12 protein-coding genes are annotated in these 14117 nt (G+C 74.1%); 8 read left to right on the top strand and 4 right to left on the bottom strand.

All coding sequences use genetic code 11. The annotated features are described in order from the left end of the window. Position 1 precedes the first annotated feature (1 nt). The 7 genes from OG737_RS09590 (at position 2) to OG737_RS09560 (ending at position 8543) form a co-directional block, all read left to right on the top strand. Positions 2-1867, top strand: coding sequence for a GTPase (locus OG737_RS09590; RefSeq protein WP_405921412.1), 1866 nt, complete (start codon positions 2-4; stop codon positions 1865-1867). A 99-nt stretch (positions 1868-1966) separates the two neighbouring features. Beyond that, positions 1967-2374, top strand: coding sequence for a single-stranded DNA-binding protein (locus OG737_RS09585; RefSeq protein ID WP_328925779.1), 408 nt, complete (start codon positions 1967-1969; stop codon positions 2372-2374). 176 nt (positions 2375-2550) lie between these two features. Next, a complete protein-coding gene (locus tag OG737_RS09580; RefSeq protein ID WP_328925778.1) occupies positions 2551-3738 on the top strand; it encodes a thioester domain-containing protein in 1188 nt (395 codons plus the stop codon). A 33-nt stretch (positions 3739-3771) separates the two neighbouring features. After that, positions 3772-5250: a phosphatase PAP2 family protein gene (locus tag OG737_RS09575; RefSeq protein ID WP_328925777.1), complete on the top strand. Its 1479-nt coding sequence runs from the start codon at positions 3772-3774 to the stop codon at positions 5248-5250. A 437-nt stretch (positions 5251-5687) separates the two neighbouring features. Next, a complete protein-coding gene (ettA, locus tag OG737_RS09570; RefSeq protein WP_328925776.1) occupies positions 5688-7352 on the top strand; it encodes an energy-dependent translational throttle protein EttA in 1665 nt (554 codons plus the stop codon). Positions 7353-7362: 10 nt separating this feature from the next. After that, positions 7363-7818, top strand: a complete 456-nt coding sequence (locus OG737_RS09565; RefSeq protein WP_328925775.1) for a thioesterase family protein — start codon at positions 7363-7365, stop codon at positions 7816-7818. Beyond that, the gene (locus OG737_RS09560) at positions 7815-8543 is read left to right on the top strand and encodes a hypothetical protein (RefSeq protein WP_405921411.1); all 729 of its coding nucleotides are present in this window, start codon (positions 7815-7817) and stop codon (positions 8541-8543) included. Before OG737_RS09565 ends, OG737_RS09560 begins: the two co-directional genes overlap by 4 nt. A gap of 37 nt (positions 8544-8580) precedes the next feature. Here OG737_RS09560 and OG737_RS09555 read toward each other — a convergent pair whose 3' ends face one another. Continuing rightward, positions 8581-8985: a globin gene (locus OG737_RS09555; protein ID WP_328925773.1), complete on the bottom strand. Its 405-nt coding sequence runs from the start codon at positions 8983-8985 to the stop codon at positions 8581-8583. 115 nt (positions 8986-9100) lie between these two features. On the opposite strand from OG737_RS09555, the gene OG737_RS09550 reads away from it, so the two are divergent. Then, positions 9101-10090: a methyltransferase domain-containing protein gene (locus tag OG737_RS09550; protein ID WP_328925772.1), complete on the top strand. Its 990-nt coding sequence runs from the start codon at positions 9101-9103 to the stop codon at positions 10088-10090. Between the two features lie 15 nt (positions 10091-10105). Here the strand turns inward: OG737_RS09550 and OG737_RS09545 are convergent, their stop codons facing one another. From OG737_RS09545 to OG737_RS09535, 3 genes are read right to left on the bottom strand one after another with little or no spacing between them, the layout of a single operon-like run. Further along, positions 10106-11146, bottom strand: a complete 1041-nt coding sequence (locus tag OG737_RS09545) for an FHA domain-containing protein (protein WP_328925771.1) — start codon at positions 11144-11146, stop codon at positions 10106-10108. Between the two features lie 47 nt (positions 11147-11193). After that, the gene (locus OG737_RS09540) at positions 11194-12528 is read right to left on the bottom strand and encodes a vWA domain-containing protein (protein ID WP_405921410.1); all 1335 of its coding nucleotides are present in this window, start codon (positions 12526-12528) and stop codon (positions 11194-11196) included. A gap of 36 nt (positions 12529-12564) precedes the next feature. After that, positions 12565-14115: a protein phosphatase 2C domain-containing protein gene (locus tag OG737_RS09535; protein ID WP_405921409.1), complete on the bottom strand. Its 1551-nt coding sequence runs from the start codon at positions 14113-14115 to the stop codon at positions 12565-12567. Positions 14116-14117 lie beyond the last annotated feature (2 nt).

Raw genomic sequence — 14117 nt, 5'->3', positions numbered from 1 at the left:
GGTGACCGCTCTGACCGACCGCACCGACGACCGCTGGGACGACGGACTCATCGCGCGCTCGCGCCCCAAGGCCGTCGAGGCGGCCGAGGGCGCCGAGGGCGACGGCGAGGGCAACGAGGGCGAGGAAGGCGACGAGGGCGACGAGGCGCTCGTCCGGGCGGTCTCCGGCGCGGGCAGCGACGGCGGCAAGGCGTCCGCGCCCCCGCTCAGCCCCGAGGGGCGGGCCCTGCGCGCGCGCCTGGACGCGCTGCGCCAGCTGGTCGGGCTGTCCCGGACCCGGCTCGACGGCAAGACCCTCGCCGAGGCGGGCCGGGTGCTGGACGAAGCGGCCGCGCGGCGCGGGCTGTCACCGCAGCACACGGTCGTCGCGATCGCCGGGGCCACCGGAAGCGGCAAGTCCACACTGTTCAATTCACTCGCGGGGGTGCAGATCTCCGAGACCGGGCTGCGCCGGCCGACCACCGCCGCCCCCATCGCCTGTAGCTGGTCGGACGGGGCCGCCGGGCTGCTGGACCGGCTGGAGATCCCCGGGCGGCTGCGGCGCCGGCCCCGCGAGACCTCGGAGGCGGAGGCACTGCGCGGGATGGTCCTCGTCGATCTGCCCGACCTCGACTCGGCGGTCGGCGCGCACCGCGACCACGTGGACCGCGTACTGGCGCTGGTCGACGCGGTGGTGTGGGTCGTGGACCCGGAGAAGTACGCGGACGCGGTGCTGCACGAGCGGTACCTGCGACCGCTGGCCGGGCACGCGGAGGTGACCTTCGTCGTGCTCAACCAGGTGGACCGGCTGCCCGGGGAATCCGCCGACCTCGTACTGGACGACCTGCGGCGGCTGCTGGACGAGGACGGGATCGCACTGGGCGAGCACGGGGAGCCGGGGGCCACGGTGCTCGGACTTTCCGCGCTGACGGGTGAAGGCGTCGGGGAACTGCGCGAGCTCCTCGGACAGTTCACCCAGGAGAAGGGCGCCGCGACCCGGCGGATTTCCGCCGACGTCGACCGCGCGGCGGTGCGCCTGCGGCCGCTGTACGTGGCGGCCGGGCACTTGGGGCCGGAGATCGGGGAGGCGGCTCGCGCCGAGTTCGAGGACCGGCTCGCCGAGGCGGTCGGCGCCTATGCGGCAGGGATCGCGGCCGAGCGGGCCTGGCGGCGCAATGCCGGAAAGGCGTGCGGGACACCGTGGCTGCGGCTGTGGCGGTGGTACGAGAGCCGCCGCGCGCCGCGCACGCTGGCGGGCCTGGCCGCCCTCGCGGCGATCGGCGGGCGGGGCGCGCCGGTTCCCGAGGCGCCCGTCGAGGAGGAGGTGACCGCGCGCCAGAAGGTGGAGCTGGCCGTGCGGGCGGTCGCCGACGAGGCGGTCGCGGGCCTGCCCGAGCCGTGGGCGCAGGCGGTACGGGAGACGGCGGTGCGCGGCGCCGAACGGCTCCCGGAGGCGCTGGACGAGCTGGCGGTGACCCTCGGCGCGGCGGTCGCGGTGCCCACCGTCAAACCGCCGCGGCCCGCGTGGTGGCCGGCGGCGGTGCTGGGGCAGGCGGCGATGACGCTGCTGCAGATCTTCGGGGGCCTGTGGCTGGTCGGGCAGATCGTCGGGGTCCTGGAGCCGCAGCTGATGCCGCCGGTGCTGCTGATGGTGGCGGGCATCGTCGGCGGGCCGCTGGTGGAATGGGCCTGCTCGATCGCGGCCCGCGGCCCGGCGCGCAGGTACGGGCAGGACGCGGAGCAGAAGCTGCGGCAGGCGGCGGCCGGGTGCGGGCGGGCCCGGGTGCTGGAGCCGGTGGCGGCCGAGCTGCTGCGCTACCGGGAGGTGCGGGAGCAGTACGCCGCCGTCGCCGCAGGGGGGACGCGGTTGTCCACAACCCGCCAGTAGTCCACAGGCCGGAGCGGGGATCCGCGGGCGGCCCCAGCATGGTGCGTACCCCGTGCGGACGGTCCGTGCGGGTGCGAATCACGGGGGAGGGCGGCCGGGATGAACGACACCCAGGTGACGCTCGTGGGGTACGTGGCGACGCAGATCGACTACAAGGAGACGGTGGGCGGCCCGTCGGCGAGGTTCCGTTTCGCCGTGACGCCGAGGTACTTCGACCGGCGCAAGGAAGCCTGGACCGACGGGTCCACCAGCTTCTACACGGTGTGGGCGCGGCGCACCCTCGCGGTGAACCTGGCCGGTTCGGTGTCGGTCGGCGAACCGCTCGTGGTGCACGGCCGGCTGCGGGTGCGGGAGGACCCGCCCGACGGGGAGGGCCAGCGGTGGGTCTCGGCGGAGATCGACGCCACGGCCGTCGGGCACGACCTCAACCGGGGGACGGCCGCGTTCCGCCGCGTGGTCAAGACCGATACGCCGCTGATGGGTAATCAAAAGGCGGCGGTGGTCTGAGTGTTCGAGCCGGATAGGATTCCCCGGTACTCACGGGCACCTGGGTCTTTGGCCCGAAGGGGAAGACTGTGTCGATTGCCGTTCCCGCATCCTCCGTTCCTGCTTCCGTTCCTGCTTCCGCTCCGGTTTCCGCTCCGGTTTCGGCTCGTCCTTGCGGTCGCTCTGCTTCCGGCGCCGTGTCGGTACGGGGCTCCGCGCGCCGCCCGCTGGCGGTGGCCCTGCTGGCCGCGGCCCTCGCCGCCGCGCCCGGCGCCCAAGCGGCCGCCGATTCCGACCCCGCGGCTTCCCGGGCGCCGGAGGGTGCGAGCGCCGTGCTGGACGGGCTGAAGACCTACGGGCAGGCGGTCCTCCGCTCCGGGGACGGATCGGTCCGGCAGATCCCGGCCGGCCTCTACGAGATGCGGGTCGACGGCGGCGGGATGCTCCAGACGTACGGGGTCGGCGTCGCGGGCAACGCGCAGCCGCAGGCCCGGTACACCGAGAGTGGCTGGGCCGGCAGCCCGCTGGCCGGGAACCGGGAGGCGGGCCGGATCCGCTGGGTCCTGGAGCACTCCTATCCCCAGCTGAACGATCTGGCCGGGCTCGCCAAGGTGGCCGGGGCCGGGGCGCTCACCGCGGAGAGCGCGGCGGCCGGGACCCAGGTCGCGATCTGGCGGCTGGCGGACGGGGTGCAGGTGGAGGCCGCGGACCCGGCGGCGGAGAAGCTGGCCGACTATCTGCAGCGGCAGGCCGGACAGCTGCCGGAGCCGCCCGCCTCGCTGGGGCTGGACCCGGGCGGCGTGTCCGGGGCGGTGGGCACCCGGCTCGGCCCGGTGACCGTGCGGACCGGGGCGCGGAGCGTGTCGGTCGTCCCTGACGCGGCGGCCGTCGCGATGGGGGTGCGGGTGGTGGACGCCGAGGGGCGGCCGATGGAGTCCGCCGTCAACGGCAGCCGGCTGTACTTCGAGGTGCCCGCGGGCACCCCTGACGGGACGGCCTCGGTCACCGTCCACGGCGCGACCAAGGTGCCGGTCGGGCGGTTGTTCACCAGCGGGGTGCCCGCCCGGGCGCTGATCGTGGCGGGCTCCAGCGAGTCCGCGGCCGCCGCCACGGCCACGGCGGTCTGGCCGGAGCCCCCGGTCGTCGGGACGGCCGCCACGGCCGGCGGGAACGCGGTCACGCCCGCCGGGCAGCAGGGCGTCCAGTCCGCCGCCGCCCAGGCCACGCCGGACTCCCCGGACGAGGAGCGGCTGGCCACCAGCGGCAGTTCGGCGGCCACCCCGGTCATCGCCTCCCTGGCGGTGGGCCTGGTGGTCCTGGGCGGCCTGGTGGTCCTCCTGCTCCGCAAGCGCCCGCTGGACGAGGGGGAGGACGGCCAGGCCTGATTTCGGATCCACGCCCCGGGGTAGGGGCAGACAATGGTGGATCAAGAACTGACCTGGCAGGGCACGGTGGTGCGGTGGGATCGCGCGCTGTTCGACATGGTGGCCCGGCGGCACTGGCACGGGGCGGACCGGGTACTGCCGCGGCTGGGGCGGGCCGCGAACCACGGGATGCTGTGGGGCGGGGCCGCCGCCGCGCTCGCCGTCTTCGGATCTGCCCGGGCCCGTAAGGCCGCCGTGCGCGGAGCCGCCTCGCTGGCGCTGGCGTCCGCGACCATCAACACCGTCGCCAAATGGTCCGTACGCCGCCCGCGGCCGCTGCTGGACGGCGTACCCGCGGTGCGGCAGCTGGCCACGCAGCCGCAGACCACCTCGTTCCCGTCCGGGCACTCGGCGTCGGCCTTCGCCTTCACCGCCGGGCTGGCGCTGGAGTCCCCGGGCTGGGGCGCCGTGCTGGCGCCGGTGGCCGCGTCCGTGGCCTTCTCCCGCGTGTACACCGGGGTGCACTACCCCTCCGACGTGCTCGCGGGGGCCGCGCTGGGCGTGGCGGCGGGCTTCGTCGTGGACCGGCTCGCGAGGGACGCCCAGGAGGCCAGGATCGTGCCGGGCGACGAGCGGACCGCCGTCGGCGTGCCCGCGCTGCCCGACGGGGAGGGGCTCACCCTGGTGGTCAACACCGGATCGGGGACGGCCGCGACCGCCGGGCTCGACGTACTGCGCACCCGGCTCCCCAAGGCCGAGGTGATCGAGTGCGAGGGCCCGGACCTGGCCGCCCGGCTGGACGAGGCGGCCTCCCGCGCCACCGTCCTCGGCGTCTGCGGCGGAGACGGCACCGTCAACGCGGCCGCTTCCGCCGCCCTGCGGGCCGGGCTTCCGCTGGCGGTGTTCCCCGGCGGCACCCTCAACCACTTCGCCATGGACCTGGGCCTCGGCGGACCCGAGGACACCTGCCGCGCCCTGGCCTCGGGCCACGCCGTCCGCATCGGCGTGGGCCGCTTCACCCCCGGACCGGAGGGCCGGTCGGGCTATTTCCTGAACAACTTCAGCATCGGCGCCTACCCGGAGCTGCTGCGCCACCGGCTGCGCTGGGGCCCGCGCATCGGCGGAGCCGCCGCCGCGCTGCTGGCGGCCTGGCAGGTACTGCGCGCCGAGCGGCCCGTGCGGCTCCGGCTGGCCGGGAGGCCCCGGAGCGTCTGGCTGCTCTTCGCGGGCAACGGCACCTATCACGGGACCGGCCCCACCCCCCGGCGCCGCGACAGCCTCGGCGAGGGCCTGCTCGACGTCCGGCTCGTCTACGGCGGCGGCCGTCCCGGCCCCCGCCTGCTGGCCGCCGCCTTCGCGGGCCCGCTGACCCGCTCCCCGGTCCACACCGCGACCCGGCTGCGCAGCCTGCGGATCGGGGACATCCCGGCGGGCACCCCCCTCGCCTACGACGGCGAGTACGCCGAGTCGCCGACGGCCCTGGTCCTCGACGAGCTCCCCGACGCGCTCACCGTCTACCGGCCGCGGACGTGACCTGACCGGACCGAACGGGAGCGGACCGAACGGGACCGGACCGGACGGGACGGGGCCGAGCGGGGAACAGGACAGAGGGCAGGGCCTACGCGTCCACGCCGAGGTCGGCCCGCATCGCGGTGCCCATGACGCCGACCAGTGCCACCGCCAGTGCCAGCATCGTGTTCCCCATGGAGCCCCCGGCCGCTCGTTCCCGTCGCCTTCAGGGGAATCCTGCCGTGCCGTCCGTCGCCCCGGGCGGCTCCACGGGAAAGTGCCCGCCCCGCCCGATGCCCCGCCCCTTGCGTGCTCGACCGGCCTTCATGACCGGAGCGTGAGGTCGGCCTACGGCCACGCCCCAGCTCAGGGGCCCCGACCTTACGCGTTTCCCCGGGAGGGTGGACGGCTGGCAAGATGGGGTGTATCTGCCTGCCCATCGATCTGCCGGACGGTTTCTCTTGGCTGAGTACATCTACACCATGCGCAAGACGCGCAAGGCGCACGGCGACAAGGTGATTCTTGATGACGTCTCCTTGAACTTCCTGCCCGGCGCGAAGATCGGTGTGGTCGGCCCGAACGGTGCCGGTAAGTCCACCGTTCTGAAGATCATGGCGGGCCTGGAGCAGCCGTCCAACGGCGACGCCTTCCTGTCGCCCGGCTTCACCGTCGGCATCCTCATGCAGGAGCCCAAGCTCGACGAGTCGAAGACCGTCCTGGAGAACGTCCAGGACGGCGCCGCCGAGATCATGAGCAAGCTCAAGCGCTTCAACGAGGTCGCCGAGGAGATGGCGACCGACTACACCGACGCGCTCATGGACGAGATGGGCAAGCTCCAGGAAGTCCTGGACCACGCCAACGCCTGGGACCTCGACGCCCAGCTGGAGCAGGCCATGGACGCCCTGGGCTGCCCGCCCGGCGACTGGCCCGTCGTCAACCTCTCCGGTGGCGAGAAGCGCCGCGTGGCGCTCTGCAAGCTGCTGATCGAGGCCCCGGACCTGCTCCTCCTCGACGAGCCCACCAACCACCTCGACGCCGAGTCGGTGAACTGGCTGGAGCAGCACCTCTCGCAGTACAAGGGCGCCGTCGTGGCCGTGACCCACGACCGGTACTTCCTGAACAACGTCGCCGAGTGGATCCTCGAGCTCGACCGCGGCCGTGCCCACCCCTACGAGGGCAACTACTCCACCTACCTGGAGAAGAAGGCCACCCGCCTCAAGGTCGAGGGCCGCAAGGACGAGAAGCGCCAGAAGCGCCTCAAGGAAGAGCTGGAGTGGGTCCGCTCCAACGCCAAGGGCCGCCAGACCAAGTCCAAGGCCCGTCTCGCCCGCTACGAGGAGATGGCGGCCGAGGCGGACAAGATGCGCAAGCTCGACTTCGAGGAGATCCAGATCCCGCCGGGCCCGCGTCTGGGCTCGATCGTGGTCGAGGTCAACAACCTCTCGAAGGCGTTCGGCGACAAGGTCCTCATCGACGACCTGTCCTTCACGCTGCCGCGCAACGGCATCGTCGGCATCATCGGCCCGAACGGCGCCGGCAAGACCACGCTCTTCAAGATGATCCAGGGCCTGGAGGCGCCGGACTCCGGCACCGTCAAGATCGGCGAGACCGTCAAGATCTCGTACGTCGACCAGAGCCGCGCCAACATCGACCCCAAGAAGACCCTCTGGGCGGTCGTGTCGGACGAGCTGGACTACATCAACGTCGGCCAGGTCGAGATGCCGTCCCGCGCGTACGTCAGCGCCTTCGGCTTCAAGGGTCCGGACCAGCAGAAGCCGGCCGGCGTCCTGTCCGGTGGTGAGCGCAACCGCCTCAACCTGGCGCTGACGCTCAAGGAGGGCGGCAACCTGCTGCTCCTCGACGAGCCCACCAACGACCTCGACGTCGAGACCCTGTCCTCGCTCGAGAACGCGCTGCTGGAGTTCCCCGGCGCGGCCGTGGTCATCTCCCACGACCGCTGGTTCCTGGACCGGGTCGCCACGCACATCCTCGCGTACGAGGGCGAGTCCAAGTGGTACTGGTTCGAGGGCAACTTCGAGTCGTACGAGAAGAACAAGGTCGAGCGCCTCGGTGCGGACGCGACCCGTCCGCACCGTGCCACCTACAAGAAGCTCACCCGAGGCTGAGGTCCGCACCATGGCCAGACACCACTACCGGTGCCCCCTGCGCTGGTCGGACATGGACTCCTTCGGACACGTGAACAACGTGGTCTTCCTCCGCTACCTGGAGGAGGCGAGGATCGACTTCATGTTCCGGCTGGCGCCGGGGGAGGGCAGCGAGTCCTTCACGGGCGGGTCCGTCGTGGCCCGCCACGAGATCGACTACAAGCTGCCCCTCGTGCACCGTCACGAGCCGGTGCTCATCGAGTCCTGGGTGACCCGGATAGGCGCCGCGTCCCTGACCATCGGCTACGAGGTCAAGGACGAGGCGACCGAGGACGCGCCCGAGAGGATCTACGTGCGCGCCTCGACCGTGGTCGTGCCCTACAACCTCGCCGAGGGGCGGCCCCGCCGCATCACGGCCGAGGAGAAGCACTTCCTCGAGAAGTACCTCGACGAGCCCGTCGGCTCGGAAGGACGCCTCGCGGCATGAACGAACGGCTGCACTTCGCCGACTCCGGGGAGGCGGCGGACCTCGCCGCCTTCCTGGGCCGGCTGGTGCACTACGACCGCGCCGCCGCCGTCCGCCTTCAGGCCGGCGGCGGCGCGCTCGCCGTCTTCGGACGGCCGCCGTCCTTCGAGGTCCTGGCCATCCGCACGGTGCGGCTCGCCTCGCCCGTCGAGGCGCCGCTCGACTTGACGGTCTCCGCCGGTGAGCTCCTGGAATCCGTGGACGAGACCTCGGCCGCGGCCACGGTGCCGCGGCCGGTCACCGGCCCGCCGTGGACCGGGGTGCTCCCGCCGCGCGGCGGCTGGCGGCAGCTGCCCGGGCTGCCCGGGCCCCAGGAGATGGGGGCGGCCGTGGCGGGTGCCGTCGCCGAGTTCCGGGCCCGCGACGAGGCCCTGCCCGAACAGCACCGGACCCGGTCCGAGCGCGACCACATCGGCCGTGAGATCTGGTCGCGGACGCTGGGCGACACCGAGCTCCCGCTGCGCGCCGTGCACGCCGCGCAGTCCCTGGGCTTCCTGCGGCCGGTACGGGCCACCGTGCCCGCCGCCACCCCGCGTACGGAGACCGCCCCCGACCCGGTGGCCCTGCTCGCCGCCGGGAGCTGGCTGCGGCTGCGTACCCCGTACGGCTCCGTCGCCATGCGCAGCCCCGGCCTGGGCGGCGGCCTGGGCGCCCTCCAGGTCCGCCCGGTCCGGACCTCGGGCTGATCTCCGGCTGAATCCCGGGGCTGAATCCCCGGCCCGGCTAACCCGCCGTGTTGATCATCGACGCGGCGGCGTACGTGAGGTACTTCCACAGCTGGGCCTCGTGCTCCGGCGCCAGGCCCAGCTCGTCCACCGCGACCCGCATGTGGCTCAGCCACGCGTCGTGCGCCGCCGCGTCCACCTGGAACGGGGCGTGCCGCATCCGCAGGCGCGGATGGCCGCGGTGCTCGCTGTAGGTGGTCGGGCCGCCCCAGTACTGGATCAGGAACAGCGTGAACCGCTCCTCGGCCGGGCCCAGGTCCTCCTCCGGGTACATCGGGCGCAGCAGCGGGTCCTCCGCGACCCCCTGGTAGAAGCGCCGGACCAGGCGGCGGAAGGTCTCCTCGCCGCCCACCTGCTCGTAGAAGGTCTGCTCCTGAAGCGTGCCCCGCGGAATCTCGTTCACCCGACCATCGTCTCAGACGCCCGGACGGAGGACCGGGGTCCTAGGACCCCCTGCACCGCGCCCGCGCGGACTCCGCGAGGTCGCACCCGAGGGCGGCCCGCAGGACAGTTGAGTCATGGGCGCACACACCTCTCGCACCACCCGCGTACGGGACCTGCGCGAAACCGCGCACGCCGCACAGGTGCGCGAGCTGACGGCGGCCGGGGTGCTGGACGACCCGGCCTGGCGGGCGGCGTTCGCCGCCGTTCCCCGGCACGTCTTCGTCCCCTACTTCTGGACCAGCCGCGGCGCCGGCCACGAACGGCTCTGGGCCGAGGACCCCGACCCCGAACGCCGGGCCCGCTGGCTGCGCGGGGTCTACGAGGACACCCCGCTCGCGACCCGGCTGCGCGACGGCGAGCTGGTCTCCTCCAGCAGCCAGCCCTCGCTGATGGCGAAGATGCTCCGGGCGCTGGACGTGCGCGACGGCGACAACGTGCTGGAGATCGGCGCGGGCACCGGCTACAACGCCGCCCTGCTGTGCCACCGGCTCGGCGACGACCTCGTCACCACCGTGGACCTCGACGAGGAGATCACCGAGTCCGCGCGTGCCCACCTGGCCGAGCTCGGCTACCACCCGGTGGTGGTCACGGGCGACGGGGCGCGCGGCTGTCCCGCCCGGGCCCCGTTCGACCGGATCATGGTGACCTGCACGCTGCCGCTCGTCCCGCACACCTGGCCGGCCCAGTGCCGGCCCGGGGCGCGGATCCTGGCCCCGCTGTCGACCGGGCTGATCGCGCTCACGGTCAGGGACGCCGACTTCGCCGAGGGCCGCTTCCTGCACAACCCGGCGTACTTCGTTCCGCTGCGCGGGGCCACGGCGGCGCCGCAGCCGTCGGCCGGGGTGCCGTACGGGCTCCCGTACGAGCTGGTGGAGAACGAGCGCTTCCAGTTCATGCTCGTGCTGACCGCGGGCGTCCTGCATCCCCGGGAGGCCCTGGACCTGTGGCGGCGCGAGGGCCGCCCGGCCCGGGAGCGCTTCGGGGTCACCGTCACCGCCGAGGGCCAGTGGTCATGGCTCGACGACCCCCAGGGGCCCTACTCGTGGCCCCTGGGGGAGGGGTGAATCAGTCCGGCGGAATCAGCCCCGGCGGATGGTGATCGTGGTCCAGGCGCCCACGTGGACACGGTCGCCGTCGGTGAGCGGGACCGGGACGTAGGGCTGGATCGGCTCCTCGCCGCCGTTGATGGTGGTGCCGTTGGTGGAGTTCTGGTCCACCACCGCCCAGCTGAGGTCGGGCTGCTGGACGAGGACCGCGTGCTGGTGGGAGACGCCCGGGTCCTCCGGGGGCACCGACAGGTCGATGTCGGGGGACTCGCCCGTGGAGGCGCGGCGGCGGCCGATGGTGATCTGGCCGCCGGAGAGCGGCAGGTGCTGCTCCGGGGAGTACGCGGGCAGGTTGAGCCCGGCCGCCTCGGGGCCGCTGCGCTGCATCATCGCCATGAAGTACGAGCGGTCGGGGCCGATCGTCGCGGTCCAGGAGCCGCTCTGGGACGGGTAGGACTGCTGCTGTGGCGGAGGCTGCTGCTGGTACTGCTGCGGCTGCGGGGGCTGGTGCTGCTGGTATTCCTGCTGGTACTCGCGCTGCTGCGGCGGCGCCGGGGGCTGCTGCTGGTACTGGGGCTGCGCGGGCTGCTGGTACTCCTGCTGCGGCTCGTGCGCGGGAGGCGGCAGCAGCCAGTCGTCCTCGCGCTGGAGCGGCTCGGCCGGCCGGTTGACCCGGGACGGCCGCGAGCCCTGGTACTCGAAGTGGTCCTGGGAGTACGCCCCGGGCGTCGGCACGGGCGGCTGAGGCGCGGACGGCGGCGCGGACGGGGGTGCCGACTGCGGCGCGGCGCCGGTCCCCTGGGGCCCCGGGTCAGGGGCGAGAGGGGTGTACGAAGTCGCCGTACGCGTCAGGAAGTTGTACCGGCACTCTTCGCAGAACGGGGCCATGGCCTCGCGCGGGGTCCGGCACTGCGGGCAGAGCTCCGCCTGGGCGGTCGGCTCACCGGCGGTCGGGGGGAAGCCGTAGCCGTAGGAGGGAGCCGGAGGGGGACCCTCCGGGGCAGCCATGCGGTGGCCGCAGACCTCGCACCAGTCGTCGGAGGCGGACTGGTGCCCGTTCGGGCAGGTCGGCATGGCGGCGCTTCCCCCTTCTTCTCCCTGCGTCATCGCGTCAGGTGTTCTCAGGACTTCTTCACTCGGACGGTCTGCGTCGAACGCGTTTCGAGGGTCATCTCGTCGGCGTCCGCAACCTTCGCTTTCAGGCGCACAGTACCCGCCGCGGCATCCACGACATCCACCACCTTCGCGAGGAGTTTCGCGGTGTCGGCGTTTCCGGAGGCACTGGCCAGCTGCACGGCGCGCCCGAGTTTGGCCGTGGCCCCGTCCACATCGCCCAGTTTCCGGGCTTCCAGTCCCTGCTGGATGGCCTGCGCGAGTTCCGCCTGCCCGGTGTAGTGGGCCACCTGCGGGTTGATCGCGGTGGAGGCGGCCAGGTCGTCCGTCCACACCGCGCGCACCAGCCCCTGCGCGAGGACGAGCGGGCTCTGCCCCGGCGTGCCCGCCGCGCCCGGCAGGACGAGCGTGGCGCGGGCGGCGAGCATCTCCTGACCCACGGACGCATTCGGGACGCGCACGCACACGTGGTAGTCGCGGGACTCGTCGCCCCAGGAGCCCGTCGGGTAGTCGCCGGCGCGCGGGCCCGCCTCGGTGCGGCGGTCGGTCAGGTCATGGACGGCCGGCGCCACCTGCTTGACGTACTGGATCTCCGCCCCGACCGGGGTCCACAGGCGCAGCGCGACGTCCGCGACCTCCTTGCCCATGACGTTCTCCATCATGCGCGTGAAGTCCTCGGCGAGGTGGGCCGGATCGGCCACGATGTCGGCGGAGCCGAGCAGCGCGCTCGCGATGCCGGTGACCTCCTTGACCTCCCAGTCGGTGCCCACCCCGCGGGCGTCGCAGGTGAAGCGGCCCGCGCACGCGTCGAGGGTGGCGCGCAGCACGGCCGGGTCCTCGTGCTCGTTGCGGCCGTCGGTGAGCAGGATGCCGTGCCGTATGGCGGCGGGCGCCTGGCGCAGCAGTCCGTCGGCGAGGCGCAGCCAGGTGCCGATGGCGGTGCCGCCGCCGGAGCTGAGGCCGCGCAGCGCCTCCTTGGCCTGGGCGCGGGTGACCGGGTCGGCGACGGCGAGGCGGCCCTGACCCGGGTAGACCTCCTTGGCCACGTGCGTGCCGGCGATCACGGCGAAGGAGGTGCCGTCGCGCAGGGTGTCGACGGCCGCGGCCGTGGCCTCGCGGGCGCCGCGCATCTTCTCCGGCGGGTACTCCATGGAGCCCGAGCAGTCGACCATGATCACGACGGCCGCCGTGCCCTGGGCGGCCGTCGCGCGGGTGGCGGTGGCACCGCCGGTGGAGGTGACCGTGACGATGGCGTGGACGTCCCGCCCGCCCTGCGGGAGGAACTCGTTCTGGTACACCTCCACGCTGAAGCGCGGGGCGCTGGGCTTGGCGAAGTTCGCCATCGGTGGGACTCCTAGGGGCTGGCTCGGGCAGGCGGGTCAGGCCTGAGGGCGCACTTCCGGTTCCGTTTGTCTCTCCGGGCCCGGTTCCGGTTCCGCGCCAGGCTTCGGTTCCGGTCCGCTCTCCGCGGCGGGCGCGGCGGCGAACGGCACCACGGCCACGGTGATGTTGTCGTGTCCGCCCCCGTCGAGGGCATGCCCCACCAGGACTTGTGCGCTGTGCAAGGGCCGGACGGCGGCGTCCGCGGGCAGCACCTGGGCCATCTCCCGCGCGGACTCGGCGTAGTTCCACAGGCCGTCGGTGCAGACGACGACCACACCGGGGTGGTCCGGCTTGAAGATGGCGGTGTGCGGTTCGAGGTCGTACGCGTCGGCCCCGAGCCAGCCGGTGATGGCGTGGGCGCGGACGTCGGCGTAGGCCTCGGCCTCGCCCATCAGCCCGGCCGCGACCATCTGGGCGGCCCAGGAGTCGTCCTCGGTGAGCCGACGGGGCAGGGCGGCACGGTCGTCGGGGACCCAGTACGCGCGGCTGTCGCCCACCCAGCCGATGGTCAGCAGGCCGCCGCTGACGACGGCGCCGACCAGGGTGCAGGCGGGGGCGTTCTGCGCGCCGGGGGTCGGCGGTGCCAGCGCGTTGACCGCGGCGGCCGCGGCCAGGATCGCGTCGTGCATGGCCTCCTGGGGATGGGCGCCGCGCGGGAGCGCGTCGAGGAGGGCCTCGTTGGCGGCGGCGGCCGCGGCCGCCGAGGCCTCGTCGGGGCGGCTCGCGGAGGAGACGCCGTCGCAGACGATGGCCACGGTGGCGGCGGAGCCGTCGGGCAGGGCGGTGGCGGCGACCGCGAACGAGTCCTCGTTGCGGTGGTGGCGCAGCCCGCGGTCGCTGACGGCGGCGACGCTCCCGAGCTCCTCTTCGAGGTGGTCCCGCTCCCGGGGCTGGGCGTGTCCGCAGTGCTCGCAGTACCCGTCGGTGTCCACGTAACCCGAGCGGCAGGCGACGCAGGTCTTGCCCCCGTCCGCCTGTCCCGGCGCGGTGCCGTACGGGGCTTCGTGCTCGGGCCCGGCGCCCCGCGGGCTCTCCTCCGGGGGCGTGCCGGCGCCGCCGGGCGTGTCGTACCGGGCCTGCGGCCCCTCCGGCGCGGCGCCGTGCGTGTGCTCGGCCGAACTCCACGGGACGCCCTCCGACGGGGTGCCGGTGTGGTGCGGGCCTTCGCCCGCCCCCCACGGCGTCCCCTCGGGCGGTGTGCCGGGGCCGCCGGGCAGGTCGTACCGGCCGGCCGGCGCGGCGGCGGGCACCGCGGGCGCGGCCGGGCGCGGCTCCGGCTCCGGCTCCGGCGCGGGCGTGGTCCAGTCGGCCGGGCCGTCGACCAGGGTCGGCGCGGCCGCGGCCGCGCTGCCCCACCCCGGGGCGGGCCCGGGGGCGGGTCCGGCGGCGGCGACCGGTGGCGCCGTCGGCAGGGGGATCGTCGGATGGTCCGCGGACGCAGCCGGGGGAGGTGCGGTGACGGCGTAGCCGCAGACTCCGCAGAAACGGTCACCCTCCTCCAGCGGTTCCGCGCAGCTGGGGCAGCCCGACAGCCGATGCATCGACATCA

Origin of the sequence: Streptomyces sp. NBC_00122 (genome assembly GCF_045160845.1) — a bacterium.
In the GTDB taxonomy this organism is placed as follows: Bacteria; Actinomycetota; Actinomycetes; order Streptomycetales; family Streptomycetaceae; genus Streptomyces.
Note: the sequence above shows the minus strand (reverse complement) of the source record. Positions and strands in the feature narration are given on the sequence as shown.

Bases quoted from the DNA above. Each gene is read 5' to 3' on its own strand.
- OG737_RS09560 (WP_405921411.1), top strand. From the start codon at position 7,815: ATGAACGAACGGCTGCACTTCGCCGACTCCGGGGAGGCGGCGGACCTC.
- OG737_RS09540 (WP_405921410.1), bottom strand. From the start codon at position 12,528: ATGGCGAACTTCGCCAAGCCCAGCGCCCCGCGCTTCAGCGTGGAGGTG.
- OG737_RS09575 (WP_328925777.1), top strand. From the start codon at position 3,772: ATGGTGGATCAAGAACTGACCTGGCAGGGCACGGTGGTGCGGTGGGAT.
- OG737_RS09545 (WP_328925771.1), bottom strand. From the start codon at position 11,146: ATGCCGACCTGCCCGAACGGGCACCAGTCCGCCTCCGACGACTGGTGC.
- OG737_RS09550 (WP_328925772.1), top strand. From the start codon at position 9,101: ATGGGCGCACACACCTCTCGCACCACCCGCGTACGGGACCTGCGCGAA.
- OG737_RS09565 (WP_328925775.1), top strand. From the start codon at position 7,363: ATGGCCAGACACCACTACCGGTGCCCCCTGCGCTGGTCGGACATGGAC.
- OG737_RS09535 (WP_405921409.1), bottom strand. From the start codon at position 14,115: ATGTCGATGCATCGGCTGTCGGGCTGCCCCAGCTGCGCGGAACCGCTG.
- OG737_RS09585 (WP_328925779.1), top strand. From the start codon at position 1,967: ATGAACGACACCCAGGTGACGCTCGTGGGGTACGTGGCGACGCAGATC.